Here is a 26,330-nt window from a genome sequence, read left to right as displayed (position 1 = left end):
GGGACTCGCCGAGGCACACGGATCCTTCGGCGAGTCCCCGGTTGCAGCCCGGCGAGTCCCCGGCTGCGCCCGGCGAGTCCCCGGGTTCCGCGCCGCAGGCGCCGGCCGCAGGCCGGCGCCTGCGGCGCCGAGGCACACCGGCCGGCTCAGGGTGTCGGGCGCTCGCGGAGGGTGGGTTTGCCCTCGAGGTGGGACAGGCCGTTCCAGGCGAGGCTGACCAGGTGGGCGACGACCTCGTCCTTCTTGGGCTTGCGGGCCTCCAGCCACCACTGGCCGGTGAACGCGACCATGCCGACCAGGGCCTGGCTGTACAGGGTGGCCAGCTTGCGGTCGTAGCCGCGGGCGGCGAACTGCACCGCGAGGATGTGCTCAACCTGGGACGCGATGTCGTTGAGCAGGCTGGAAAAGGTGCCGGTGGACGCGGGGACCGGGGAGTCCCGGACCATGATCCGGAAGCCGTCGGCGGCGGACTCCACGTAGTCGAGCAGGGCGTGCGCGGCCCGTTCCAGCAGGATCCTGGGGTGGGCCTCCTCGCCGAGCGCCGAGGTCATCCGGCCGAGCAGGGACTGCATCTCCCGGTCCACCACGACCGCGTAGATGCCTTCCTTGCCACCGAAATGCTCGTAGACCACCGGTTTGGACACGCTCGCCCGGTGCGCGATCTCCTCGACCGACGCTCCATCGAAGCCCTTCTCGGCGAACAGCGACCGGGCGACGTCGAGCAGTTGTTCGCGCCGTTCCCGGCCGGTCATGCGCACCCGGCCGACCGAGGAGCCGCGCGAAGTCGCCACCTCGACACTCTAGGTGGTCCCGGCGCGGCCCGCCGTCGGATCAGCCGGCTTCGGCGGTGATCTTCGCCAACCGCTGCGGGGTCGGCCAGCGCACGTCGTAGACCCAGCCGAACTTCTCGAACAGCCAGATCAGCCGCGCCGAGGTGTCGATCTGCCCGCGCTTGACGCCGTGCCGGGCGCAGGTCGGGTCGGCGTGGTGCAGGTTGTGCCACGACTCGCCGAACGACAGGATCGCCAGCGGCCAGAAGTTGGCCGCCTTGTCCCGGCTGACGAACGGCCGCTCACCGATCATGTGGCAGACCGAGTTGGTCGACCAGGTCACGTGGTGCAGCACCGCGACCCGCACGAAGCCGGCCCAGAAGAACGCGGTCACCGCGCCCCACCAGGACCAGGTGATCAGCCCGCCGAGCACGGCCGGCAGCAGGAAGGTCAGCGTGGTCAACCAGGCGAACTGCTTGTTGACCCGCACGATGTCCTCGTCGGCAAGCAGGTCCGGCGCGAACCGCTGCTTGTTGGTCACGCTGTGGTCGAAGATCCACCCCATGTGCGCGTGCCAGAACCCGCGGACCAGCGCCCACGGCGAGGTGCCGAACAGCCACGGGGAGTGCGGGTCGCCCTCCCGGTCGGAGAACGCGTGGTGCCGGCGGTGGTCGGCCACCCAGGTGACCGGCGGGCTCTGCACGGCCATGCTGCCGGCGATCGCCAGCGCGATCTTCATGCCGCGCTTGGCCTTGAAGGACCCGTGGGTGAAGTACCGGTGGTAGCCGATCGTCACGCCCAGCCCGGTCAGGTAGAAGAAGAACACCGAAAGCCCGACGTCCACCCAGGTCAGCCCCCACCCCCAGGCCAGTGGTACGGCGGCGATCAGCGCGGCGAACGGAACCAGGATGAACACGTAGACCGCGATTTTGTTCGCCAGGGAGCGCCTGCCTTCGGTGATCGGCTTTGGCCCGCGTTCGGCCGTCCCGGCGCTGTGATCGAGGGTCGTCGTCATCCTGGTCTACCTCTGCATCTACTAAGGGGCGCCTAACTTACGACAGCGTAGGTTGGACAACCCGGACAGCGCCAGTCCCATGGGGTAATCGCCACGCCGCGTAGTGTGATCCACATAACACCCAATTGGACGCGCGCCGGAAATAGTCGCCCCTGCGTACTGACCAGCGGTGGGTAGTCGTGCCACGATGTCCGCTGGATGCCGGTTCGTTACCGGCCATCCGGACGTGATCCGCCGTGGTGTAAAGGCAGCACCTCAGATTTTGGTTCTGATGGTTCAGGTTCGAATCCTGGCGGCGGAGCGGGGAGTGTTGCGGGAGAACGATGACAACGCAGACGAATGACGGTCTGACCAAGGGGTGGACCGCGAGCGTGGACGGCGACACGGACCGCGACGGCAGCGCGGACGGCACCGAGCTGCCGGGACCGAACGAGCGTTCGGACGCCTGGCTCGTCGGTCGCGCCCGCGAGCTGCTGTCCGCACCGCGCACCGGCGAGGTCGGTGAACGGCAGCGGCGCACCGAGGAGCTCGACGCCCTGCTGGCCGAGGCCCAGCACCGCGGCGAGCCGCGGATGGTCGCCCAGCTGCTCCGGGCGGCGACCGTGATCAGGATCGCCGACGGGCGGTTCGCCGACTCCGCCGAGCCACTGCTGGACGAGTTGCTGGCGCACACCCGACGGCACGGCTTAGCCGTGCTGCAGGCGGACACCCATGCCCTGCGCGGCCGGCGCCAGCTGCTGTCCGGCGCCGAGGACAAGGCACTGTCCGACGTGGCGGTGGCGCTGGCCATCCTGGACGAGGACATCGTCCCGGACATCATGCTCGGCCGGCGCACCTCCGACGTGCTGATGGCCGAGACCCTGATGGACATCGGCCTCGTGCTCACCGAGCTCGGTGTCTACGAGGCGGCCGACAAGGTGATGACCAGGGCCAACCGCTACGTGCGGGCCAGCGGCGGGCCACAGATGATCTCCGTGCACCTGGTCAACCGGACCAGGATGCTGCTCGGCTGGGGCTTACGCCTCGAGCGCATCGGGGAGAGCGCGATGGCCATCGAGCGGTTCACCACCGCCGCCGCCATCGCCACCGCGCTGGACGCGCTGTTCCCGGAGGGACCGGAGGAGGCGGCCGTCGCCGCCGAGCCCGTGGTCGGCGCGGCGCACGCCCTCGCGCATCCCTCGAGCATGTGGACCGAGCGGCTGTGCGGCATGACCGACGCCGCCCTCTACCCGCGGGACCTGATCCTGGTCTCGATCGCGCTGGCCCGCTGCCTGGAGACCGAGGGGCACACCGAACAGGCGGTGAAGGTGCTCGGCGACGTCCGGGACCGGCTGCATGAGCACGAGTCCGAACGCACGCTGCGGCTGTGCCTGATCCGCGAGTACGCCCGGCTGTCCGGCAGCGAGGGCGGCGAGCGCACCGCCAACGCGCTGGAGACCTACGCCACCGAGCTGGAAGAGCAGCTGTGGACGATGCGCGAGTCGCGGATCACCACGCTGCAGACCCGGCGGGAGCACGAGCGGCTGGCCCGCCGGCACGGCGCGGTGGAACGGCAGGCGCTGCAGGACCCGCTCACCGGCCTGCCCAACCGGCGCGCGCTGGACGAACGGCTGGAGAGCCTGGTCGCCTCGCCGGCCAACCACCCGCTGGCCATCGCGCTGGTCGACCTGGACGGGTTCAAGGTGGTCAACGACCGGATGTCGCACGCCGAGGGCGACGACGTGCTCCGGGTGGTGGCCAGCACGCTGCGGGACACCTTGCGCGGCAACGACATGGTTGCCCGCTACGGCGGCGACGAGTTCATCGTGCTGCTGCCCGGCGCCCCGCTGCACGCCGCCGAGGCCGCGCTCGGCCGGGCCGCCGCCGCGGTCGCCGCGCTGCCGCACGACCTCTCGCACGGGGTGACGCTGTCGGTCGGCGTGGTCTCGCTGCGCCCGCAGGAGTCCGCCGGCCGGGCGCTGGCCCGCGCCGACGCCGCCATGTATCAAGCCAAACGCAAGGGCGGCAACGGGGTGGTGTCCACCTCCGCGGTGACCGAGGGCGGCGGCGGTGACCAGGAACACCTGCCGAGGTTGTCCGACGTCGCGGCCGTGACGCTCGCCACGGAGTTAGCCGAACCCCAGGCCGACCGGCCATGGGTGCTCCCGGACAGCCCGTAGGATCGGCCTACCTGGGTTGTTCGCGCCCTGGTGACGTGCACACGTACTGGATCGATGGAGAGCACCCGATGCCGCACGGTGGCCGTACCCAACTCAGCACGATCGTTCTGGCCGCCGGGGAAGGCACCAGGATGCGCTCGGCGACACCCAAGGTGCTGCACGGCATCGCCGGCCGGCCGCTGATCGAGCACGCCGTGCGGGCCGCGGCCGGGCTGGGTCCGGACCACCTGGCCGTCGTCATCGGGCACGGCCGGGACCAGGTCGCCGAGCAGCTGGCCGGCCTGGCCGGCGAACTGGACCGGACGATCACCGTCGCCGTGCAGGACCGGCAGAACGGCACCGGGCACGCCGTGGCCTGCGGCATCGAGGCGATCCCGGCGTTGGCCGCCGGAACCGTGCTGGTCACCTACGGCGACGTGCCGCTGCTGGACACCGGCACGCTGACCGGGCTGCTCGACGAGCACGCCGCGGCCGGCAACGCGGTGACCGTGCTCACCGCCGTGGTCGCGGACCCGACCGGCTACGGCCGCATCCTGCGCGACGCCGACGGCGCGGTCAGCGCGATCGTCGAGCAGGGCGACGCGACCGAGGAGCAGCGCCGGATCCCCGAGATCAACTCTGGCATCTACGCCTTCGACGCCGAGGTGCTCACCGCCGGGCTGGCCCGGCTGTCCCCGGCCAACGCGCAGGGCGAGCTGTACCTCACCGACGTGATCGGCATCGCCCGCGCCGACGGGCACCGGGTGGGCGCGGTGGCGTGCGCCGACGAGTGGCTGGTGCGCGGCGTCAACGACCGGGTGCAGCTCGCGGCGCTCAGCGCCGAGTACAACCGCCGGCTGGTCGAGACCTGGATGCGGGCCGGGGTCACGGTGATCGACCCGGCCACCACCTGGCTGGACGCCGGGGTGCGGCTGGCCAGGGACGTGCTGATCGAACCGGGCGTGCAGCTGCGCGGGCGCACCGAGGTCGGCGAGGGCGCGGTGATCGGCCCGGACACCACGCTGACCGACGTGGCGGTGGGCGCCGGGGCCAGCGTGATCCGCACGCACGGCCGCGAGTCGCGGATCGGTGCGGGCGCGAGCGTTGGCCCGTTCGCCTACCTGCGGCCCGGCGTCGAGCTCGGCGAGCGCGGCAAGATCGGCACGTTCGTCGAGGTGAAGAACTCCGAGATCGGCACCGGGTCGAAGGTGCCGCATCTGTCCTATGTGGGCGATGCGACCATCGGCGAGCACACCAACATCGGCGCGGCCAGCGTGTTCGTCAACTACGACGGGGTGGCCAAGCACCGCTCCGTGGTCGGGTCCTATGCCCGGACCGGCTCGGACAACATGTTCGTGGCGCCGGTCAACGTCGGCGACGGCGCCTACACCGGGGCCGGCGCGGTGATCCGGCGCAACGTGCCGCCCGGCGCGCTCGCGGTCTCCGGCGGACCACAACGAATATTCGACCGGTGGGTGCTCAAACACCGGCAGGGAACACCATCGGCCGAGGCCGCACAACGCGCGCTGGACGCCGTGGAACGACACAATGATGAGCGCGAGGCTGACCGGGACGGCGAGGGATGATCACCATGAGCGCGAAGTCCGGTACTCCCAAAAAGAACCTGATGTTCCTGTCCGGCCGGGCGCACCCCGAACTGGCCGAGGAAGTCGCCAAGCACCTCAACGTCAGCATCACGCCGCAGTCCGCGTACGAGTTCGCCAACGGCGAGATCTTCGTGCGGTTCGAGGAGTCGGTGCGCGGCACCGACGCGTTCGTGATCCAGAGCCACGCCGCGCCGATCAACCAGTGGGTCATGGAACAGCTGATCATGGTGGACGCGCTGAAACGGGCCAGCGCCAAGCGGATCACCGCGATCATGCCGTTCTACCCGTACGCCCGGCAGGACAAGAAGCACAAGGGTCGCGAGCCGATCTCGGCCCGGCTGATCGCCGACCTGTTCAAGTGCGCCGGGGTCGACCGGATCATGACCGTGGACCTGCACACCGCCCAGATCCAGGGATTCTTCGACGGCCCGGTGGACCACCTGCTGGCCCAGACCCTGCTGTCCTCCTACGTCAAGGACGCCTACGCCAACGAGCCGATCACGGTCGTCTCGCCGGACGCCGGACGCACCAAGCTCGCCGAGAAGTGGGCCGACGACCTCGGCGGCCGGCCGATCGCGTTCATCCACAAGACCCGGGATCCGTTGCGGCCCAACGAGGTCATGGCCAACCGGGTGGTCGGTGAGGTGCGCGGGCGGATGTGCGTCGTCGTCGACGACATGGTCGACACCGGCGGCACCATCGCCAAGGCGGTCGAGCAGCTGGTCAACGAGGGCGCCGGCAGCGTGGTGATCGCGGCGACCCACGGGGTGCTCTCCGGCCCGGCCCCGGAGCGGCTGGCCCGGTGCGGCGCGCACGAGGTGGTGCTCACCAACACGCTGCCGATCCCGGACGAGAAGCGGTTCCCCGGTCTGACCGTGCTGTCCATCGCGCCGCTGTTGGCCAGAGCGATCCAGGCGGTGTTCGAGGACGGCTCGGTCACCAGCCTGTTCGACGGAAACGCCTGACCGCCCCCGTTTCGTGCTCCTGACGGTGAACGCGTAAACTGGCTGGGTTGCCTCGGCGAGGGTGGGCGCACACGCCTGGCGTGATCGACGCGGCGGCTGATCATAGCCGCGCGTATCCGCGCCCGCTCGCCGCCGCAGGCCGCCGCCCCTCACCAGTCTTTGGTTGATTCGTCAGCAAGGAGAGCACCACCGTGTCCGAGGTCCGTCTGGCCGCCGAGCAGCGCACCGAGTTCGGTAAGGGCGCCGCACGCCGCACGCGTCGCGCCGGCAAGATCCCCGCGGTCCTCTACGGCCACGGTTCCGATCCCAAGCACCTGGCGCTGCCGGCACTCGAGTTCGCCCGGGTGGTCCGCGAGCACGGCCAGAACGCCGTGCTGACGCTGGAACTGGGCAATGCCAGCAGCGAGCTGGCGCTGACCAAGACGGTCACCACGCACCCGATCAAGAACTACATCGAGCACGTCGACCTGCTGCTGGTGCGCCGCGGCGAGAAGGTCACCGTCGAGGTTCCGGTCGTGGTGCTTGGCGAAGCGGTGCCGGGCACCCTGGTCACCCAGGATCTGACCACCGTGCAGATCGAGGTCGAGGCGCTGCACATCCCCGACCACGTCGAGCTGTCCATCGCGGGCGCCGAGGCCGGCACCCAGATCACCGCCGGCCAGGTGTCGCTGCCCCAGGGTGCCGTGCTGGCCACCGACCCGGACGCGCTCGTGGTCGCCGTGAACGTGGCCCCGACCGCCGAGGACCTCGGTGCCGAGCCGGCCGAGGGCGCCGAGGCCGAGGACCGTCTGGTCGCCGAGGAGGCGGCCGGCGAGTCCGGCGAGAGCTGACCGCAGCCCGCGCGGAGCGCACCATGGATTCCGCGCCGACCCTCGTCGTCGGCCTGGGCAACCCGGGCCCGCAGTACGCCGGGAACCGGCACAACGTCGGTTTCCTGGTCGCCGACGAGCTGGCCGACCGGATGGGCGGCAAGTTCAAGAGCAAGTCCGGCGCGGATCTGCTCGAGGGCCGGCTGGCCGGCGCGCGGGTCGCGCTGATCAAGCCGCGGTCGTTCATGAACCTGTCCGGCGGTCCGGTGGCCGGGGCGGTGCGGTTCTTCAAGGTGCCGCTGGACCGGCTGGTGGTCGTGCACGACGAGCTGGACCTGCCGTACGGCACGGTCCGGCTCAAGCTCGGCGGCGGTGAGAACGGTCACAACGGTCTTCGTGCGATCTCCAAATCGCTGGCGAGCAAGGACTACCATCGCGTGCGGTTCGGGATCGGCCGGCCGCCCGGAAGGATGGACCCGGCCGATTTCGTGCTCCGCGACTTCTCCGCAGTCGAACGCAAGGAGTTGGCGTTGTCCGTCGACCGGTGCGCCGACGCGGTGGAGGCGTTGGTCAGCAAGGGTTTGACGGCGGCGCAGAACCTGTTTCACGCCGGCTGAGGTAAGCGGAGGCAGCTCGCGAATGGAACGCAACCTTCTCACCCCGGAGGACGTGCGCGAGGTCGTCTTCGACAAGGCACCGCTCGGTAAGCGGGGGTACAACGAGCAGGAGGTCGACGACTTCCTTGACCGGGTCGAGGACACCCTGGCCGGCGCGGACGGTCTGACCGCCGACGAGGTCCGCATGGTCGTCTTCCAGGACGCCCCCCGGATCAAGCGCGGCTACCACGAGGAGCAGGTGGACCGGTTCCTTGACCAGGTCGCCACCACCCTCGATCACCTGTCCCGCGCCGGTTCCCCCACCGGTGCCGGCCCCGCCCCGCGCCGCGCCTCCCGGCACCCGGCCGGCCCCGAGCCGGTCCCGGTTCCGGTACCGCACCCCTCCGAACAGACCACCCCGATGCCGTTCGTCCAGCCGCCCTCGATGCCCGGCTACCCGCCCGCGCAGCCCGCCGAGCCCTCCGAGGCCCCGTTCGAGCTGCTGGCCCTGCCCATCCCGCCCGCTCCCCCTGGCGCCCGCGGCTACCGCCCCGGCGACGTCGAGAAACTGGCCCGCCTCCTCGCCATCGCCATCGAACAACCCAACGGCCCGACCTCCACCGACCTGCTGAACGCCCGCCTGGCCCGCACCTTCTTCAACGGCCAGGGCTACCACACCGACGCCGTCGACGCGGTCATCGCCGCCTGGGTCGAAGAACTCCGCAACCGCGAAGGCTAATACCCACCCACCGCTCACGTTCCGAACCAGCAACTCGCGCCGCCGGAACTGTCAACTCACGTGCTGGGGCCAGCAACTCAGCTGCTGGAGGTGGCAACTCGCGCGGCCTGCCAGCCGAGCACCAATGGCCGGTGCACGGCTGTGGGCAGGCCGCGCCCCGACTGTGTGCACCAAGCACCTGCCCACAGCCGTGCCACGGAACGCCGGGCCCAGCCCCGCCAAGTCGACCGACCCGAGCGTTCCGACGCAGCCGGGGCCGGCACCCAGACCAACCCGGCCCACCTGCACCAGCGGGATCCCTGCCGGGCTCGGCGACTCAAGCCCGGGAGCCATCAACTCGGATGCTGGGGCCGGGAACTCGGGTGCCAGGCCCGGCGACTCGGCTTGCTGGGGCCGGGGCTCCGGGGGTTAGACGGATTCGGATTCGCGGGTCTGGATGCTGGCGGCGAGTTGGTCGCCTGCGGCGGCGCGGCGGAGCTTGCCGGAGGGGGTCTTGGGGAGGGTGCCGGGCGGGAGCACGAGGACGGCCGAGGGGCGGGCGTTGATGGCTTCGAAGACGCGGGCGGCGATCTGCTTGCGGAGCAGCTTCGCGGCGTCGTCGTCGCCTGCGTGGCGGGATTCGACCACCACGGCGAAGCGTTCGCGGCGGGTGCCGGCGTCCAGTCGCACGGCGACGGCGTTGCCGGCGCGGACGCCGTCGACCGACGTGGCGGCGCGCTCGACGTCGGTGGGGTAGATGTTGCGCCCGGCGAGGATGATCACGTCCTTCCGCCGGCCGCAGATGACGATCTCGCCGTCCACCAGGTAGCCGATGTCGCCGGTGGCGAGCCAGCCGTCGGCGTCCTGGGTGGGGACGGGGCCGTCGACGGTCAGGTAGCCGGGGGTGACGGCTTCGCCGCGCAGCCGGATCTCACCGACCTCGCGATCGCCCAGCCGGTTGCCGTCGGCATCGACCACCTCGGCCTCGATGCCGGGCAGCGGGCGGCCGAGGACGGCGAAGGCGCGGACGGTGCGCTCGGGATGGTCCTGCTCGGCGTCGGTGACCGGCACGGCGCGGCCGTCGGACTCCAGCCGGTCGGCGTCGATGCGGTCCAGGGTGAGGCCGGTGAACAGCCGGGCGAAGGACACCGCCAGGGTCACCTCGGCCATGCCGTAGGCCGGGAACACGCATTCCGCGGGCATCCGGAACCGGGCACCGGCGGCCACGAACGCCTGGACCGCCTTCTCGTCGATGGGCTCGGCGCCGTTCAGCGCGATCCGCAGGGTGGACAGGTCGTAGCCGGCGTCGTCGTCGGCCCCGGCCAGGCGGCGGCCGAGCAGCGCGTAGGCGAAGTTCGGCGCGGCGGTGATCGTGGCCCGGTACTTGGTGATCAGCTGCGCCCAGAGCAGCGGCGCGGACAGGAAGTCGGCCGGGGTCACCTTCACCAGCCGGACGCCGACTATCATCGGGGTGGTGTAGAAGCCGACCATCCCCATGTCATGGAACATCGGCAGCCAGGACACCATGATGTCGTTCTCGACATCCAGGGCGGCCCGCTCGGCCATCGCCGCGACGTTGCACATCAGGTTACCGTGGGTGATCTTGACGGCCTTGGGCTCCGCGGTCGAACCACTGGTCAGCTGGAGCAGCGCGGGGGCGTCCTCGTCCACCTCGACGATCTCCGCCAGCGGGTGGGTGCCGTCCAGGTCGGTGATCAGCCGGTAGCCGATGCCGTGCTCCTCGAGCACCGGGGCCAGCGCGTCGAACGGGGCGCCGAGTAGCACGAGCTTCGAGTCGATCATGTTGAGCACCCGGACGGTGTCCGCCGCCCACTGCGCGATGTCGGTGCGCGGGGTCGGCTGGTGCAGCATCGTCACGCTGCCGCCGGCCAGCCACACGGCCTGCACCGCCGGTCCGATCGCGGCCGGCTCGGCGGCCAGCACGGCCACCGCGTCGTGCTTGGCCAGCCCGTGCGCCACCAGATCCCCGGCGATCCCGCGGGCCTGCTCGTGCACCTGCGCCCAGGTGGTGTGCACCGCGTTCCCCGGCTCACCGGTGACCACGCCGTTGTGCTGGCCCACCGTGCGCGCGGTCTCTAACACCCTGTCGACAAACCGGCTCATGACCACGCACTGTATCTGGACTACTCGGCGGCAGCCGCAGCCTCCAGCCACAGCTCCTCCACCGACTCCTTGTCGGCGATGACCTTGCGCAGCTCGGCGTCGAGCGCCAGCAGCCGCACGGCGTCCGTGGCGGCCTCGGCCAGCGCCGTGTGCAGCTCGGCTTCGCGCCTGGTCAGCGCGTCCAGCCGGCGCTCGAGCCGGGCCAACTCCTTGCGCGCGGCGCGCTGCCCGGCCGCGTTGGACACCGCACGCGCGGCCGGTGCCGCGGGGGCGGGCACGGCGGTCGCGGCATCCCGCCGGGTCAGGTACTCCTCGATGCCACCCGGCAGATGCGTGACCCGGCCGTCGCCCAACAGTGCGAACACGCTGTCACACACCCGTTCGACCAGGTAGCGGTCGTGCGAGACCACGACCATCGTCCCCGGCCAGGAGTCCAGCAGGTCCTCCAGCTGCTGCAACGTGTCGATGTCCAGGTCGTTGGTCGGCTCGTCGAGCAGCAGCACGTTCGGCTCGGTCATCAGCAGCCGGGACAGCTGCAGCCGGCGCCGCTCCCCACCGGACAGCTCGCCGACCGGCGTCCACTGCCGGCTGGCCGGGAAGCCGAACCGCTCCAGCAGCATCGACGCGGACAGCTCCTGCTTGCCCAGCGTGACCCGACGGGCGATCTCCTCGACCGCCTCGAGCACGCGCAACTCGTCCGGAAGATCCGACAGCTCCTGGGTCAGGTACGCCAGCCGCACCGTCTGGCCCTGCACCCGCCGGCCGGTCCGCGGCGCCAGCTCGCCGGCCAGCAACCGCACCACGGTCGTCTTGCCCGACCCGTTCACCCCGACCAGGCCGATCCGGTCGCCCGGCCCGATCCGCCAGGTCACGCCGGCCAGGATCGGCGGCAGCCCGCCCACCGACAGCGTCACGTCCTCCAGCTCAAGCACCCTGCGGCCGAGCCGGCGCTTGGCGAAGCTGACCAGCTCCACGGTGTCGCGCGGCGGCGGCACCTCGGAGATCAGCGCCTCGGCCGCCTCGATCCGGTACCTGGGCTTGGACGTGCGGGCCGGCGGGCCGCGACGCAGCCAGGCCAGCTCCTTGCGGGCCAGGTTGCGCCGCTTCTCCTCCACCGTCTCGGCCAGCCGGGCCCGCTCGGCCCGGGCGAACACCCAGTCCGCGTAGCCGCCCTCGTACTGCTCGATCCGGCCGCCGACCACTTCCCAGGTCCGGGTGCACACCGTGTCCAGGAACCAGCGGTCATGGGTGACCACGACCAGCGCGGTGCGCCGGGCCACCAGATGCCCGGCCAGCCAGCGCACCCCCTCGAGGTCCAGGTGGTTCGTCGGCTCGTCCAGGATCACCAGGTCCAGCTCGTGCACCAGGGCCGCGGCCAGCGACACCCGGCGCCGCTCGCCGCCGGACATCGTGCCGACCGGGCTGTCCAGACCGAGCGCGGTGATGCCCAGCCCGGTGAGGATGCCGCGAGCCCGAGGATCGGCCGCCCACTCGTGCTCCGCGGTCACCCCGAGCGGATCCAGTACCTCGGTGCGGACCGTCGCACCCTCCGGCAGCTCCATCCGCTGGGTGACCACGGCCAGGCGCAGGTCCCGGTTGCGGCTGACCCGCCCCGAGTCCGGCGGCTCGACCCCGGCCAGCACCTCGAGCAGGGTGGTCTTGCCCCCGCCGTTGAGCCCGACCACCCCGATCCGGTCGCCGGCACCCACGCCGAGCGAGACGCCGTCCAGCAACGCGCGCATCCCGTAGCTCTTGCCGACCGACTCGAGGTTGACCAGGTTGGCCATCAGGCGTGGACCTCGGGCGGCGTCGGGCGGGGCGCCTCGTCGCCGCCGACCACCCGGGCCCCGGGCACCGGGCCGTGCGCGACCCGGACCGTTCGGCACACCCCGGCGCCGGCCAGCTCGGCCGCCACCCGCAGCGCCGAGTCCGCGTCCTCGCAGAGGAACGCGCAGGTCGGCCCGGACCCGGACACCACGCCGGCCAGCGCGCCCGCGCTGACCCCGGCGCGCAGCGTGCGGCGCAGCCCCGGCCGCAGCGACACCGCCGCGGCCTGCAGGTCGTTGCCGAGCAACAGGGCGAGCTGGCGCGGGTCGCCGGAGGCCAGTGCCTCAAGCACCGGCTCGACCGGGCCGAGCCGGGGCGGGTCGCCGTCGGCCCGCAGCCGGTCCAGCTCGGCGTACACCGACGGCGTGGACAGCCCGTCCCGGTCGAAGGCCAGCACCCAGTGGTGTGTGTGCCTGGTCAGCACCGGGACCAGCTGCTCGCCCCGCCTTGTGCCAAGCGCGGTGCCGCCGTGCAGGGCGAACGGCACGTCGCTGCCCAGCCCGGCGGCGATCGTGGACAGCTCGTCCCGGCCCAGCTCCAGCTTCCACAGTGCGGCAAGGCCGACCAGCGCGGCGGCGGCGTCGGCGCTGCCGCCGGCCATCCCGCCGGACACCGGAATTCCTTTCCGGATCACCACCCGGATCTTGAGGTCGTTCGGGTTGCGGCCGACGTAGCCGGCCAGCTGGCGGGCCGCCTGCCAGGCCAGGTTCTCGGCGTTGGTCGGCACCATCGGCGCGCCCTCACCGTGCACCTCGACGCCCGGCTCCTCGACCACCGCCACCGTGACCTCGTCGGTCAGCGACAGCGCCTGGAACACGGTGCTCAGCTCGTGGTAGCCGTCCGCGCGCAGCTCGCCGACCCCCAGATGCAGGTTGATCTTTGCCGGCACCCGGACGGTGACGGGCGGCGGTACGACGGCGAGCACACCGTGCAGCCTACGGGGCGGCACATCCTACGCGGCGACGCCTCGGATGCCCGCCGGAACCGGGTGGACCAGCCCACCGCGTTCGGTGATCCAGTCGATCGCGCCGTCCGCCCGCGCGCCGGTGACGCCGACCCGGAACCGGGCCACGGGCGTCTCGCCGAGCCGGGTCAGGCCGCCGCCGAGCACCGGGATGGCCACGTCGAACCGACTGGCCGCCTCGGGCAGCAGGGCGCCGACCGCGGCGAAGCCGATCAGCACCACGTCCACCACGCGGTCGTGCCCGGTCGACCCCGTGGTCGAGACGGCGGCCGGGTCGATGTCCGGCAGCACGGCCGCGGCCACCTGGCCGGCCGGGCGCTGGATCAGCTCGAGCAGGCCGCCGTGTTCGACGATCCGGCCGTGGTCGAGGATCGCCACCTCGTCGGCGATCCGGCGGACCACCCCGGCGTCGGTGGTGGTCAGCACGACCGTGGCACCCAGCTCGGCGCGAGCCCGGTCCAGGACGGTGAGCACCCCGGCGGCGCCGTCCGGGTCCAGCGCGCCGGTCGGGTCGTCGGCAAGCAACACGGTCGGCTCCCCCACCAGCGCCCGGGCCACGGCTACCCGCCGGCGCTGGCCGGGGGTGAGCGCGTCCGGGTAGGTGGCGGCCTTGTCGGTCAGGCCGATCAGATCGAGCAGTTGGCCAACCTTGGTGCGGCGCTGCGGGCCGTCCACGCCGGCCTGCTCGAGCGGTGCGGCGATGTTGCCGGCAGCGGTGCGCTGAGCGATCAGCGAATCCCCGGCCGGGACGACGCCGATCTGACTTCGGGCCACCCGGAGCCGGCGCGGGTCGAGCCCGGCGGTGTTCTGGCCGTCCAGCCGGATGACGCCGCTGTCCGGGCGTTCCTGCAGGGCGATGAGGCGGGCGAGGGTGGACTTTCCGGATCCGCCGGGGCCGACCACCCCGGCGATCGAGCCCGCGGTGACGTCGAAGGTCACGTCGTCGAGGGCGACGACCGGGCCGGTGGTTCCGCGGAATGACTTGGTGAGGTTCTCTACGGTGATCACTTCTGCTCCCAGTGCAACGCATGGCGGCCGCGTTGTCGCGGCTGGAATCGGTGAGATTTCGTCCTATGTGGACAGAACAGCGGCGGGGGCTAGCAGCCCGGACAGCCGCTCACCGTGCGACGGCACTGGTCGATCACGCGCCTTGAGGTGAGGATCCGCATCCCAACTCTCTCCTCCATCGTTCCTGGCGGTAGCACCTGCCCACCGTGGGTGGTTGCTGCGGCGTCGTCGATCCAGGTCTCTCGGCCGCTCGGGATGGATACTGCAGCCAGTACACCCGACCCGGGCGGCGCGACGCAACCCGCTTGCGGGGGAATTGAGTGCTTACGTTTGGCATGTCACACCTCAGGCGCGACACCCAGATGCGGCCTAAGGGACCGGGTCGGAGCTGCGCGTTCGGGCGATCCGGGCGAAGTCGCCGACGGTCAGCTGCTCGCCACGGACCGTCGGGTCGATGCCGGCGTCGGCGAGTACCGCCTCCGCCCGAGCGGCGGATCCGGCCCAGCCGGCCAGGGCCGCCCGCAAGGTCTTGCGCCGCTGCGCGAACGCGGCGTCCACCAGAGCGAACACGTCCTCCCGGGCGCCCGGCGGCGGCTCGCGGCGGTTGAGCAGGACCAGCGCCGAGTCGACGTTGGGCACCGGCCAGAACACCGAACGCGGGACCGTGGCGACCCGGCGCACGTCGGCGAACCAGGCGGCCTTGACGCTGGGGATCCCGTACACCCGGCTGCCCGGACCGGCGGCCATCCGGTCGGCCACCTCGGCCTGCACCATGACCAGCCCGGTACGCAGCGAGGGCAGTTCGGCCAGCAGGTGCAGCACGACCGGCACGGCGACGTTGTACGGAAGATTGGCCACAAGGGCAGTCGGCGCCGGCTCCAGCGCGTCCGCGCCGATCCGCAGCGCGTCCGCGTTGACCGTGATCAGCTTGTGCACCAGCCCGGGTGCCCGCTCGGCGACGGTGTGCGGGAGCCGGTCGGCCAGCACCGGATCGATCTCGACCGCCAGCACGGTCCGGACCGCCGGCAGCAGCCCGAGGGTCAGCGACCCCAGCCCCGGCCCCACCTCGAGCACGACGTCATCGGGCCGCAGGTCCGCGACCGCCACGATGCGCCGCACGGTGTTCGGGTCATGCACGAAGTTCTGCCCGAGCCGCTTGGTCGGACGCAGCCCCAACTCGGCCGCGATCGCCCGCACCTGCGCCGGCCCCAGCAGCGCCGCGTCCCCGGTGGTCACGAGCCGAGCCTAGGGTGCCGTCCGGGACCTGGGGTGGGTCAGGTGGGCAGGCCGAGCTTGCGGGCGCAGGCGGGCCAGGCGCCGTAACCGCCGCGGCGGTCGCGGACCAGGGTGGCGGTGGCGATCTGCTGTTCGCGGGTGGCCTGGTGGGGGTAGGCGGCGTACTGGGTGCCGCCGTTGGACTGCCAGGTGCTCAGGTTGAACTGCAGGCCGCCGTAGTAGCCGTTGCCCGTGTTGATCGCCCAGTTGCCGCCGGCTTCGCACTGGGCGAGGCGGTCCCAGACCTCGCCGTCGGAGATCACCGGCTGGGGCGGCTTCTTGGTGCCGACCTTGACCACCTTGGGCTTGGCTTCCTTGGTGACCTTCGCGCCGATCTCCTCGCGGGAGACCTCTTTGCCGTCCTTGATGGTGATCCGGTAGGTGGCGATCCGCTCGCCGGCGGCGCCGGGGTCGAGGACGACCTCCTTGCCGCGGTCCATCTCGGGGTCTTCCTGCTTCTGGACCGGCGGGGCGACCTCTTCGGTCTGGTTGATCACGGTCACGCCCATGCGGGTGATCCGCACCTCGGCGCCGTTGGTGATCTTGAGGTCGCCGGTCGGCGTGACGGCGTCCTCGGGGCCGAGGGTGACCTTGAGGTCGCGGAGCAACTCCTCGACGGTGACCGCGTTCGTGGTCAGGGTCTGCGGGAGGTTGCCGCCGTCGAACAGCGTGATGTTCTTGGCCGTCTTCAGCTCGAGGGTCATGCCGTCCAGCGGCACCTCGGTGTCCGCCCCCACCGACGTCCACATGCCCTCGGCGGCCAGGTTGAGCTGCTTGAGCGCCTGGCCCACCGTGGTGGCGCGGACCCACAGGTCCCGCTGCTCGCCGTCGATGGTCAGGTGCAGCAGCCGGCCGCGCTGCAGCACGACCTTGCCGCCGTCACCGATGCTGGCGCTCGGCGACGGGGACAGCGAGTCGTGCTCGCTGACCGTGACGCCCTCGTCGGCGAGCAGCTCGCCGACCGTGGACGCGTAGGTGTTGACCTGCTCGGTCTGACCGTCGACCTCGATGGTGACGGACTTGTTCATGGCGATCGCCGCGGCGCCACCGCCGATCATGGTGACCAGCAGCGCGGCGATGGTGGACTTGAGGAAGCTCTGCTTCCACCGCTTGACCGTGGTGCCGATGCCGGTCGGCTGCGGGGACTGGTAGACGTGCAGCGGCTGCGGGTGCAGCGCGGACAGATCGTCCGGGATGACCGGTAAGACGGTGGTCTCGGCGTTGATCAGCCGGATCAGCTCGTCGACGTCGACGTTGGCCGAGGCCATCAGCTCGTCGGCCTGCGGCCCGAGCGCGACCCGGACGTCGTGCGGCGTGATCGCCAACGACTCGGAGTACTCGGTGTAGTTGGGGAACTCCGAGCGCCAGGCGCGGAAGTCCTCGCTCAGCACGCTGGTGCTGGTGCTGGGGACGCTCACCGGGGTGAACCAGTCGGTATCGGCGTGGAAAACCGAATCGTCGGCGTCGCTGGTCCGATAGCCAGTCACAGGTTCGAGTACCTCCTGAAGGCGGAAGGCCGCGCGCGAGCGCAACATCCACGCTTTCGTTCCGTTACACCGTTCCCGAGCCAGCGAACCGTCAGCGCCCCGACTTGCGCCGGACTGACTGCGGGTCTTCCCACCCGGACCGTTTCTTTCTTCCAGGTTCGATCACGGGACAGTAACGGTGCCGGGGGCATCGCGCAAACACTTCCGGGCGTGTCGTGAGTTCCATCACAGCACTTCAGTACGAACGACTGTCACCCGTTTGTCGTAGTCATGCACGGTCCGCAACGAAGCCCTCACGCCGGGAGCCGGAAGACCCGCTCCGCGGTCGCGGTGACCGCCGCCGCCAGCTCGGCCACGCTCACCCCACGCAGGTCCGCCAGGTCCCGGATCGTGTACGCCGCACAGTAGGGCTCGTTGGGCCGGCCGCGATACGGATGCGGGGTCAGGAACGGGGCGTCGGTCTCCACCAGCAGCTGCCCGTCCGGCACCAGCTCGGCGGCCGCGCGCAGGGCGGCGGCGTTGCGGAACGTGACGGAGCCGGCGAACGAGAGCACGTAACCGGCGGCCACGCACCGCCGCGCGATCGCGGCGTCACCGGAGAAGCAGTGGAACACCACCGGTTCCGGCGCGCCCTCCTCGTCCAGGATGCGCAGCACGTCCTCGTAGGCGTCCCGGCAGTGGATCATCAGCGGCTTGCCGACCCGCCGGGCCAGATCGATGTGCCAGCGGAACGCGGCCTGCTGGGCGTCCGGCGGCGCGTAGTCCCAGTAGTAGTCCAGCCCGGTCTCACCGATCGCGACCACCCGCGGCCCGGCGGCCAGCCGCTCGATCTCGGCCCGGTCCGCCGCGCCGAAGTCCGACGTCCGGGTGGGATGGATCGCCACCGCCGCGAACACCCGATCGTCCCAGGTGGACGCCCGCGCCGCCCAGCGCGCCGCGGCCAGGTCGTCGGCGACCGTGATCACCCGGGTCACCCCGGCCGCCGCCGCCCGGTCGACCATTGTGGAAACGTCGCCGGGTTCCTTGGCACCACAGGCATCCAGGTGCGTGTGGGCGTCGACCACCGGCACCGGAAGGGGCTCCGGCACCGGCGGCAACTCGCTGTGCCCACGGTTCGCTCCGCTCGGCCGCTGCTGGCGCCGGCTTCCCTCGTCCGCTGCTCGCCGCTCGTCCCTCGCGGCTGCGCTGCTCCTCGGTCCAGCCGGCACCGCGGCCTCGCTCTCGCTCACTGTTGAATGGGTGCCCACTCCGGACCGGTCTCGCCCAGCTTCGGATCGAGCTTGGCGAACAGCGGGGTCGGCTTGTCCAGCGGCCGGCCGGCCTCGATCGGGATGGACTCCCAGCGGGCCTGCTCGGCGGCGTAGTCACCGGTCAGGATCGGGTTGATCCGGCCGGGTACGTCGAGATCCTCGACCTCGCGCAGCTCCGGCTGCGCGGCCCAGACCTCCTTGCCGCCCAACAACTCGTGCACCTTCTGCGCGGCGTGCGGCAGGAACGGGGTGAGCAGCGTGTTGGCGTCCTGCACCACCTGCAGCGCGGTGTGCAGCACGGTGTCCCGCCGGGCCGGGTCGTCCTTGAGCTTCCACGGCTCCTGCTCGGAGATGTACTTGTTCGCCGCACCGACCACCCGCATCGCCTCGCCGATCGCGGCCTTGAACCGGGACCGCCGCAGATGCCCGCCGACCACGTCGAAGGCGTTGCGGGACAAGGACTTCAGCTGCTCGTCGGCGGCCGTGGGCAGGCCCGGCGACGGCACCGCGCCCCCGTTCTTGTGCGCCATCGAGATGGCCCGGTTGACCAGGTTGCCCCACTCGTTGGCCAGCTCGAAGTTGATCCGGCGGACGAACTCGTCCCAGGTGAAGTCGGTGTCCTGGGTCTCCGGTCCGGCCACGGAGATGAAGTACCGCAACGCGTCCGGCCCGAACTCGTCGAGGAACTCGTGCACGTAGATCACGGTGCCGCGGGAGGTGGAGAACTTCGAGCCGCTCATCTTGAGGAACTCGCTGGAGACCACCTCGGTGGGCAGGTTGAGGGTGCCGAACGGCCCCGGGGTGCCGCCCTTGTCGCCCGCGCCGTTCTGCCCGAGCAGCAGCGACGGCCAGATCAGCGAGTGGAAGACGATGTTGTCCTTGCCCATGAAGTAGTAGCCCTGGGCCTCCGGGTTGAGCCAGAACTCCTGCCAGGCGTCGTCGTCGCCGCTGCGCCGGGCCCATTCCACGCTGGCCGACAGGTAGCCGATCACCGCGTCGAACCAGACGTAGAACCGCTTCATCGGCTGATCCCGCCAGCCGTCCAGCGGCACCGGCACGCCCCAGTCCAGGTCCCGGGTGATCGCCCGCGGCTTGAGGTCGTCGAGCAGGTTCTGGCTGAACTTCAGCACGTTCGGCCGCCAGTCGGTCCGGCTGGCCAGGTAGCCGCCGAGCGACTCGGTGAACGCCGGCAGGTCGACGAACAGGTGCTCGGTCTCGATGAACTCCGGGATCTCGCCGTTGATCCGGGACTTCGGGTTGATCAGGTCGGCCGGGTCGAGCTGGTTGCCGCAGTTGTCGCACTGGTCGCCGCGCGCCCCGTCGTAGCCGCAGATCGGGCAGGTGCCCTCGATGTAGCGGTCCGGGAGGGTGCGGCCGGTGGACGGGCTGATCGCGCCGAGCTGGGTGCGGGACACCACGTACCCGTTGCGCCACATGGCGCCGAACAGGTCCTGCACCACGCGGTAGTGGTTGCCGGTGGTGGTGCGGGTGAACAGGTCGTAGGACAGCCCGAGCCCGGCGAGGTCGGTGCCGATCTGCCGGGTGTACTTGTCGGCGGTCTCCCGGGCCGTGCGGCCCTCGTTGTCGGCCTGCACCAGGATCGGCGTGCCGTGCTCGTCGGTGCCGCTGACCATGAGCACCCGGTGGCCGGACATCCGCATGTAGCGTGAGAAGACGTCGGACGGGACACCGAATCCGGACACATGGCCGATGTGACGGGGACCGTTGGCGTAGGGCCAGGCCACCGCCGTCAGCACGGGACTGTTCATGTCCGCCTAGCCTACGGAGGGACGGCCCGCCTCATCGAACGGGTTAGGAGGATCCGGTGTCGGCGACCCGGTTGCTGGTGCTGGGCGTGGTACGGATGTACGGAACGGCGCACGGATACCAGGTGCGCCGCGACCTGCTGACCTGGTCGGCCGACAAGTGGGCCAACGTGGCGCCCGGCTCGATCTACCACGCGTTGAAGAAGATGGCCGCCGAAGGCCTGCTGGAACCGGTCGACGTGGAGCCGGCGACCGGGCCGGACCGGACCGGCTACCGGTTGACCCCGGCCGGCGAGACGGAGTTCCAGGCCCTGCTCGCCCGGTCGCTGGCCGAGGTGCACGCGGATCCGCAGGACGGGCCCGCGCTCGCGGCGGCGATCACGTTCCTGCCCACGCTGCCCCGGGCCCGGGCGATCGGCCTGCTCGAGCACCGGTTGACCCAGCTGAACGGACAGCTGGCCAACGTGATCGGGGTGCTGACCAAGGGCACCGAGTGGGGCCAGCCGGCGCACGTGGCCGAGCTGTACCGGCTGTGGATGATCACCCTCGAGGCCGTCATCACGTGGACGAAGAACCTGATCGAGACGTTGCGGTCGGGGGAGTACGTGATGGCCGACGACGCGCCGGACCACTTCGGACACAGCCCGGTCATAATCAAACTTGACTAGCCCGATAAGGTGAGCCACAGTCAAACTTGACTAACAGAGGGGAACGACCTTGATCAAAGCCAGCGGTCTGGCGCGGACCTTCCGCACCCGTGGCCGCACCGTCGAAGCCGTGCGAGGCGTAGACCTGTCCGTCGAGGCCGGTGAGCTGGTCGGCTTCCTCGGCCCGAACGGCGCCGGAAAGACCACCACACTGCGCATGCTCACCACGCTGATCGAGCCGACCGCGGGCGAGGCCACCGTGGCCGGCTGCGACCTGCGCAAGGACCCGCTCGGCGTGCGCAAGCGGATCGGGTACGTGGCCCAGGGCGGCGGCACCACCCCCGAGCTCAAGGTCATCGAGGAGATGGTGCTGCAGGCCCGGTTCTACGGCCTGACCAAGGCCGACGGCATGCGACGCAGCGTCGAGCTGATGAAGCGGCTGGACATCGCCGACCTCGACGACCGGATCATCAAGACGCTCTCCGGCGGTCAGCGGCGCCGGCTGGACGTCGCTCTCGGCCTGGTGCACGACCCGCGGCTGGTGTTCCTGGACGAGCCGAGCACCGGCCTGGACCCGCAGAGCCGGGCCAACCTGTGGGACCACATCCGGTCCCTGCGCGACGAGCACGACACCACGGTGTTCCTGACCACGCACTACCTTGACGAGGCCGACGCGCTGTGCGACCGGATCCTGGTGATCGACAACGGTCGGATCGTCGCCGTGGGCAGCCCGGACGAGCTGAAGTCCCGGGTGTCCGGCGACGAGATCCGGGTCGAGGTGCCGGCCGGCGACCTGGCCAAGGCCGCCGAGCTGGCCGAGCAGCTGGCCGGCGCCAACGAGATCACCGCGGCGGAGACCACGGTGCGGTTCCGGGTGCCCCGGGGCGACGCCGCGGTGCCCGAACTGCTGCGCGCGATGGACGCCCAGGGCATCCCGATGGAGTCCATCCAGGTGCACCGCCCGACCCTGGACGACGTGTTCCTGACCATGACCGGGCGCAGCCTGCGCGACGCCGAGCAGGAGACCGAGGCCGAGCAGGCCCCGCAGGGGAAGGAGCCGGCAAGTGTTGCGTGACATCTGGTTGTCCCTGCGCCGCGAGCAGACCCTGGCGCTGCGCAACCCCGCGTGGATCGGCATCGGCATCATGCAGCCGGTGCTCTACCTGTTCCTGTTCGGTCCGCTGATGGAGCGGATCGTGGACAACACGCCGGGCTTCCCGCCCGGCAGCGCATGGGTGATCCTCACCCCGGCGCTGATCCTTCAGCTCGGTCTGTTCAGCCTGTTCGCCGGCTTCGGCATCCTGGCCGACCTGCGCAGCGGCGCCCTGGAGCGGATGCGGGTCACCCCGGTGCGGCGGCTGGCGCTGCTGCTCGGCAAGGTGCTCAACGCCGGCATCCAGCTGCTGGTCCAGGCGCTGCTGATCCTGGTGCTCGCGCTGCTCGTGTTCGATCTGGAGGCACCGGCCGGCGGCATCCTGCTCAGCCTGCTGATCGTGGTCATGCTCGGCATCGCGCTCGCCTCGTGCTCCTACGCACTCGCGCTGAAGCTCAAGAGCGAGGAGGCGTTCATCCCGCTGCTGAACACCATCCTGCTGCCGGTGCTGCTGCTGTCCGGAATCCTCATCCCGATCACCACCGGGCTGGCCCCCGGTTGGCTCTACACGATCTCCCGGATCAACCCGATGACCCACATCGTGGACGCGGGCCGGGCCTCGTTCCGTGGCGACTTCGCCATGGACGCCCTGTTCACCGGCTGCGTCGTGCTGGCGGTGATGACCGTGCTCTCGGTCTGGTGGGGCGCCCGCACGTTCCAGAAGGAGAACGCCTGACCCGTACGGTCACCGCCCGGTCTCAGCGCCGGGCGGTGACCGTGGCGTCGTAGAGCGCCTTGCGGCTCACGCCGGTCTCGGCGGCGACCTCGGACACCGCGTCCTTGAGCCGAGCGCCGCCGGCCGTGCGCTCAAGTACCCGGTCGACCAGCGCGGCCGGGTCCAGCACGGCCGTCGGCTCGGCACCGGCCAGCACCACGGTGATCTCCCCGCGCACGCCACCGGCCGCCCAGGACGCCAGCTCGCCGAGCGGGCCGCGGCGGACCTCCTCGTACGGCTTGGTCAGCTCCCGGCACACCGCCGCCCGCCGGTCCGCGCCGAGCACCTCGGCGGCGTCGGTCAGGGTGACCGCGATCCGGTGCGGGGACTCGAAGAACACCGCCGTGCGCGGCTCCTCGGCCAGACCGGCCAGCCACCGGCGCCGCTCCCCCGGCTTGCGCGGGGCGAACCCCTCGAAGCAGAACCGGTCACAGGGCAGCCCGGACAGGGCCAGCGCGGTGGTCACCGCGGACGGCCCGGGCAGGCAGGTCACCGGCAGATCCTCCGCGACACACGCGGCGACCAACCGGAACCCGGGGTCGGACACGCTGGGCATGCCGGCGTCGGTGACCAGCAGCACGGTCTGCCCGGACCGGAGCGCCGCAAGCAGCCCGCCGATCCGGGCGGTCTCGACCGCGTCGTAGAAGCTGACCAAGCGACCGGCCGGGGTGACCCCGAGCGCGGCGGCCAGCGCGCGCAGCCGCCGGGTGTCCTCGGCCGCGATCACGTCCGCGGCACCGAGCGCCTCGACCAGTCGGGGGGAGGCGTCCCGGGAGTCGCCGAGCGGCGTCGCGGCCAGCACCAGCACGCCGGCAGCCTAACCGGGCAGCCGTCAGCTCTGGACCACCGAGTTGCCGTTGCCGTTGTCGGCCACCTGCGGCTCGCCGCTGGTCCAGAGCACCTGGTTGCCCGTGCCGTTGATGGTGATCCGGCCGATCTTGTCCAGCTTGATCTGGTTCTCCGAGCCGTTGACCGTGAACGCGCCGCAGCTACCGGTGAAGGTCAGCTGGTTGCCCGAGCCATTGAGCACCACGTTGCCGCCGGCACAGTCGATCGTGCGCTGCCGCCCGGACTCGTTGAGGGTCTGGGTGGCGCCGCCGCTCCCGGGCGCCGGGCTCATCGTGGTGGCGCTCGGCGGGGTGCTCGGCGGCGCGGACGCGGCCAGCTTGCGCAATTCGAGCACGACGGCATCGGACTCGATCCGCAGCGTGTCCGGGCCGCAGGTCAGCGTGACCGTGCCGGTCGGCGCCAGGGCCGGGGCGACCTGACTCATGGGCAGCGTCGAGATGCCGGCGATCGGCTGTTTGAGGGTGATCTCGCCGGAGGCGTTCTCCAGTTGGAAGACGTACTTGTCGCCGGGCTTGCTGAAGGTGCCGTCGGCGGTGCCGTTCACGGTCCCCTCGACGGCGACCGAGCCGGCCTCCAGCCGGACGTTCGTGCCGCTGCCGGTGAGCGTCCAGGCCCCGCCGGTGGTCAGGGCGAGCTTGAGCCCGCCGCCGCTGCGGGCCACCAAGGGCGCGCCGTTGACCTGGGTGCCGGCCTTACCGCTGATCGTGGTGACCTCGTACGTCCCGGTCGGGCACGTTCCGTCTCCGGAGCCCGCCGACGACGAGGAGGTCGGGGGCGCGGCGGTCGAGCTGGGCCCGCCTCCCGCGGTGTTACCCGTTGAACACGCGGTGAGCAGAAGACACATCCCAAATGCTGACGCCGCAACGGCCTTGCCACCCATTGGAGGGACCTCCCGGTTTCGGTCTGTGGCCCAAAACCTAGGAGGTCCCCACTCACACTGTCCGCCAAACCGTCGGAATCGACCACCGGGCCCATCACAGTGGATCACCGCGGAAAGTCTCGCCCCGACCAACGCAACCTCAGGGGCACCGTGACGCAACCCAGCCACCACCAACCCGCTAACCGCACCATCGGCTGGAACGCAACAACAGCAGTAAATCCCGGAGAGGCGGAACAGCTACCGGGAAACGGTCGCCGCCGCCACCGCGCGCATCAGGTCCACGTCGGCGGCGTCCACCGGCTCGGCGGGGCCGACCCGCACCCAGTGCCCGGGATCGACCTGCGCGTGCACCACAAGGCCGTCCGCGGTCGCCCAGGTGGGTACCCCGTTCACCACCCGCGTCCGGTCCACCGGAACGTCGAGCACGTCCCCGCCCGACTTGACCTGCGTCGTCCCCGGCGCGGTCCCGGGCCGCAGCGACACCCGGACGCAGTCGACGAACAGCCGCTTCGCGACCGGACACACGGTCGCGAGGGTCAGCGTGTCGCCCTCGCCGAGCCACCCGGCCACCGCGTACCCCTGCGGCAGCGCGGAGAAGTCGGGCCCGGCCGTGGGGTCGAGCGGCGTCGGCCGAACGGACAGGCTCTGCGCGGTGGCCCGCAGCCCGGACAGCAGCTCCGCCGGCCCGCGGACCGTGAACCAGCGCCCGTCGTCGAGCTGCCAGGACAGCTCGAGCTGGGCGCCGTCCGGGAGCAGCCGGACCAGCTTCCCCGGCCGGCCGGCGATCGTCTCCGGCTCCTCGGACAGCAGCTCGGTCGGCGGCCGAGGCCCGGTGCTCAGCTCAACGACCACGGTCTCGCCGTCGTGCGATCCGTGGTACTGCACGTCGCTGAGATCCCGGCCGATCCGCCACTCCACCGGCCGGTAGCCGGCCGGCGGCACACCGACGGTGAACGGCAGCTCCAGCCGGACCGACGGGTCCGGTGCGGCCGGGGCGGCGGACGAGGTGGCCGGGCCGGTCCCGCCGCCCGGCGCGCCCGGCACCGCGAGCACCACGCCGAGGGCGACCGCCGCGACCGTCCCGGCCACGCCGGTCACGGTGGCCAGCTGCCGCCGCCTGCGCCGCCTTACCACGCCGGCCCGGAACCCGGTCAGCACCGCCGCCTCGTCCGGGGCGTGCCGTTCCAACTCGCCGAACGCGTCTCGGAGCGACTCTGTGTCGATCATGACTCGGAAAGCTCCAGTTGGTCGGCGCCGGCCCGCTGGCGCAGGCCGGCGAGCGCGCGGGAGACATGACTGCGCACGGTGACCGCCGTGCAGCCGAGAATCGCGCCGATCTCCTCGTCCGAGCGGCCCTCGTAGAAGCGCAGCACCAGGACCGCGCGCTGGCGGCGGCTCAGCGTGGCCAGCAGCGCGGCCAACTGGTCCCGGTCGGCCAACCGGTCCGCCGGATCGGGAACGGCCCGGTCCAGCAGCGCGGCCTCGGCCACCCGCCGTACCGAGCGGGTCGCCCAGCGCCGCCGCCAGGACAGGTAGCCGTTGGTGATCATGTGCCGGACGTAGAGATCGGGCCGGTCCAGCCGGCCGATGCGCGCCCACCCGGCGTGCGCCCGGACCAGGGCGTCCTGGGTCAGGTCCTGGGCCAGGTGGGAGTCCGCGGTCAGCACCCCGGCGTAGCGCACCAGCGCCGGGAGCTGATCACGGAGGAACTCGTCGAAGTCCACGAACCTGAAACGCTTCCCACGGTCAAACTGTTGAGTCCCGACA

The 26,330-nt window shown here is 71.5% G+C and carries 23 protein-coding genes, 1 tRNA gene and 1 riboswitch; of the genes, 10 read left to right on the top strand and 14 right to left on the bottom strand.

Annotation, left to right across the window (positions count from 1 at the left end; translation table 11 throughout):
- Positions 1-146: 146 nt before the first annotated feature.
- Together VFV67_RS34535 and VFV67_RS34530 are read right to left on the bottom strand one after the other, a co-directional pair.
- The gene (locus VFV67_RS34535) at positions 147-752 is read right to left on the bottom strand and encodes a TetR/AcrR family transcriptional regulator (RefSeq protein ID WP_326474928.1); all 606 of its coding nucleotides are present in this window, start codon (positions 750-752) and stop codon (positions 147-149) included.
- Between the two features lie 79 nt (positions 753-831).
- Entirely contained in the window at positions 832-1,785 is a 954-nt protein-coding gene (locus VFV67_RS34530; RefSeq protein ID WP_326474921.1) for an acyl-CoA desaturase, read from the bottom strand.
- A gap of 230 nt (positions 1,786-2,015) precedes the next feature.
- On the opposite strand from VFV67_RS34530, the gene VFV67_RS34525 reads away from it, so the two are divergent.
- The 7 genes from VFV67_RS34525 (at position 2,016) to VFV67_RS34495 (ending at position 8,639) form a co-directional block, all read left to right on the top strand.
- A tRNA-Gln gene (locus tag VFV67_RS34525) sits at positions 2,016-2,086 on the top strand.
- Positions 2,087-2,108: 22 nt separating this feature from the next.
- Positions 2,109-3,944: a GGDEF domain-containing protein gene (locus VFV67_RS34520; RefSeq protein WP_326474920.1), complete on the top strand. Its 1,836-nt coding sequence runs from the start codon at positions 2,109-2,111 to the stop codon at positions 3,942-3,944.
- 68 nt (positions 3,945-4,012) lie between these two features.
- Positions 4,013-5,509 carry a bifunctional UDP-N-acetylglucosamine diphosphorylase/glucosamine-1-phosphate N-acetyltransferase GlmU gene (gene glmU / locus VFV67_RS34515; protein WP_326474919.1) on the top strand — a complete coding sequence of 499 codons (1,497 nt, stop codon included), beginning with the start codon at positions 4,013-4,015 and terminating at the stop codon, positions 5,507-5,509.
- Positions 5,510-5,514: 5 nt separating this feature from the next.
- Positions 5,515-6,495, top strand: coding sequence for a ribose-phosphate diphosphokinase (locus VFV67_RS34510; RefSeq protein WP_326474918.1), 981 nt, complete (start codon positions 5,515-5,517; stop codon positions 6,493-6,495).
- A 191-nt stretch (positions 6,496-6,686) separates the two neighbouring features.
- Positions 6,687-7,325 carry a 50S ribosomal protein L25/general stress protein Ctc gene (locus VFV67_RS34505; RefSeq protein ID WP_326474917.1) on the top strand — a complete coding sequence of 213 codons (639 nt, stop codon included), beginning with the start codon at positions 6,687-6,689 and terminating at the stop codon, positions 7,323-7,325.
- A 23-nt stretch (positions 7,326-7,348) separates the two neighbouring features.
- Positions 7,349-7,921 carry an aminoacyl-tRNA hydrolase gene (pth, locus tag VFV67_RS34500; protein WP_326474916.1) on the top strand — a complete coding sequence of 191 codons (573 nt, stop codon included), beginning with the start codon at positions 7,349-7,351 and terminating at the stop codon, positions 7,919-7,921.
- A 22-nt stretch (positions 7,922-7,943) separates the two neighbouring features.
- Positions 7,944-8,639: a DivIVA domain-containing protein gene (locus VFV67_RS34495; RefSeq protein ID WP_326474915.1), complete on the top strand. Its 696-nt coding sequence runs from the start codon at positions 7,944-7,946 to the stop codon at positions 8,637-8,639.
- A gap of 408 nt (positions 8,640-9,047) precedes the next feature.
- Here VFV67_RS34495 and VFV67_RS34490 read toward each other — a convergent pair whose 3' ends face one another.
- From VFV67_RS34490 to metG, 8 genes are all read right to left on the bottom strand, one after another.
- Positions 9,048-10,742 carry a fatty acyl-AMP ligase gene (locus VFV67_RS34490; RefSeq protein ID WP_326474914.1) on the bottom strand — a complete coding sequence of 565 codons (1,695 nt, stop codon included), beginning with the start codon at positions 10,740-10,742 and terminating at the stop codon, positions 9,048-9,050.
- Positions 10,743-10,762: 20 nt separating this feature from the next.
- Complete coding sequence (locus VFV67_RS34485) at positions 10,763-12,529, bottom strand: ABC-F family ATP-binding cassette domain-containing protein (RefSeq protein ID WP_326474913.1); 1,767 nt, start codon at positions 12,527-12,529, stop codon at positions 10,763-10,765.
- Positions 12,529-13,494, bottom strand: a complete 966-nt coding sequence (locus VFV67_RS34480) for a 4-(cytidine 5'-diphospho)-2-C-methyl-D-erythritol kinase (protein ID WP_326474912.1) — start codon at positions 13,492-13,494, stop codon at positions 12,529-12,531. The genes VFV67_RS34485 and VFV67_RS34480 overlap by 1 nt, the downstream gene beginning before the upstream one ends.
- Before the next feature lie 27 nt (positions 13,495-13,521).
- Positions 13,522-14,541 (bottom strand): methionine ABC transporter ATP-binding protein, encoded by a 1,020-nt coding sequence (locus tag VFV67_RS34475; protein WP_326474911.1) that lies wholly within the window; start codon positions 14,539-14,541, stop codon positions 13,522-13,524.
- A gap of 172 nt (positions 14,542-14,713) precedes the next feature.
- Positions 14,714-14,803, bottom strand: a riboswitch (SAM riboswitch).
- Positions 14,804-14,910: 107 nt separating this feature from the next.
- Positions 14,911-15,777, bottom strand: a complete 867-nt coding sequence (rsmA, locus tag VFV67_RS34470) for a 16S rRNA (adenine(1518)-N(6)/adenine(1519)-N(6))-dimethyltransferase RsmA (protein ID WP_326474910.1) — start codon at positions 15,775-15,777, stop codon at positions 14,911-14,913.
- Between the two features lie 38 nt (positions 15,778-15,815).
- Positions 15,816-17,303 (bottom strand): ubiquitin-like domain-containing protein, encoded by a 1,488-nt coding sequence (locus tag VFV67_RS34465; protein WP_326474909.1) that lies wholly within the window; start codon positions 17,301-17,303, stop codon positions 15,816-15,818.
- Between the two features lie 293 nt (positions 17,304-17,596).
- A complete protein-coding gene (locus VFV67_RS34460) occupies positions 17,597-18,391 on the bottom strand; it encodes a TatD family hydrolase (RefSeq protein ID WP_326474908.1) in 795 nt (264 codons plus the stop codon).
- A gap of 137 nt (positions 18,392-18,528) precedes the next feature.
- Positions 18,529-20,322, bottom strand: coding sequence for a methionine--tRNA ligase (gene metG, locus VFV67_RS34455; protein ID WP_326474907.1), 1,794 nt, complete (start codon positions 20,320-20,322; stop codon positions 18,529-18,531).
- A gap of 56 nt (positions 20,323-20,378) precedes the next feature.
- Here metG and VFV67_RS34450 point away from each other — a divergent pair, with 56 nt between their 5' ends.
- The 3 genes from VFV67_RS34450 to VFV67_RS34440 are packed head-to-tail and all read left to right on the top strand — an operon-like array spanning position 20,379 to position 22,795.
- On the top strand, positions 20,379-20,987 hold the full coding sequence (locus tag VFV67_RS34450) for a PadR family transcriptional regulator (protein WP_326474906.1): 609 nt from the start codon (positions 20,379-20,381) through the stop codon (positions 20,985-20,987).
- A gap of 49 nt (positions 20,988-21,036) precedes the next feature.
- A complete protein-coding gene (locus VFV67_RS34445; RefSeq protein WP_326474905.1) occupies positions 21,037-22,041 on the top strand; it encodes an ATP-binding cassette domain-containing protein in 1,005 nt (334 codons plus the stop codon).
- Positions 22,031-22,795 carry an ABC transporter permease gene (locus tag VFV67_RS34440; RefSeq protein ID WP_326474904.1) on the top strand — a complete coding sequence of 255 codons (765 nt, stop codon included), beginning with the start codon at positions 22,031-22,033 and terminating at the stop codon, positions 22,793-22,795. Before VFV67_RS34445 ends, VFV67_RS34440 begins: the two co-directional genes overlap by 11 nt.
- Positions 22,796-22,817: 22 nt before the next feature.
- Here VFV67_RS34440 and rsmI read toward each other — a convergent pair whose 3' ends face one another.
- The 4 genes from rsmI to VFV67_RS34420 all read right to left on the bottom strand — a co-directional run bounded on the left by rsmI (position 22,818) and on the right by VFV67_RS34420 (position 26,287).
- Positions 22,818-23,636, bottom strand: coding sequence for a 16S rRNA (cytidine(1402)-2'-O)-methyltransferase (gene rsmI, locus VFV67_RS34435; RefSeq protein WP_326474927.1), 819 nt, complete (start codon positions 23,634-23,636; stop codon positions 22,818-22,820).
- A gap of 30 nt (positions 23,637-23,666) precedes the next feature.
- Positions 23,667-24,527: a DUF3060 domain-containing protein gene (locus VFV67_RS34430; protein WP_326474903.1), complete on the bottom strand. Its 861-nt coding sequence runs from the start codon at positions 24,525-24,527 to the stop codon at positions 23,667-23,669.
- Between the two features lie 273 nt (positions 24,528-24,800).
- The gene (locus tag VFV67_RS34425; protein ID WP_326474902.1) at positions 24,801-25,790 is read right to left on the bottom strand and encodes a hypothetical protein; all 990 of its coding nucleotides are present in this window, start codon (positions 25,788-25,790) and stop codon (positions 24,801-24,803) included.
- The gene (locus VFV67_RS34420) at positions 25,787-26,287 is read right to left on the bottom strand and encodes a SigE family RNA polymerase sigma factor (protein WP_326474901.1); all 501 of its coding nucleotides are present in this window, start codon (positions 26,285-26,287) and stop codon (positions 25,787-25,789) included. The genes VFV67_RS34425 and VFV67_RS34420 overlap by 4 nt, the downstream gene beginning before the upstream one ends.
- Between the last annotated feature and the right edge of the window lie 43 nt (positions 26,288-26,330).

The sequence above is a fragment of the Actinophytocola sp. genome, assembly GCF_035762905.1.
Classification (GTDB): domain Bacteria; phylum Actinomycetota; class Actinomycetes; order Mycobacteriales; family Pseudonocardiaceae; genus DASYTH01.
The sequence above is the reverse complement of the archived record's forward strand: the minus strand, read 5'-3'. Positions and strand labels throughout refer to the sequence as shown.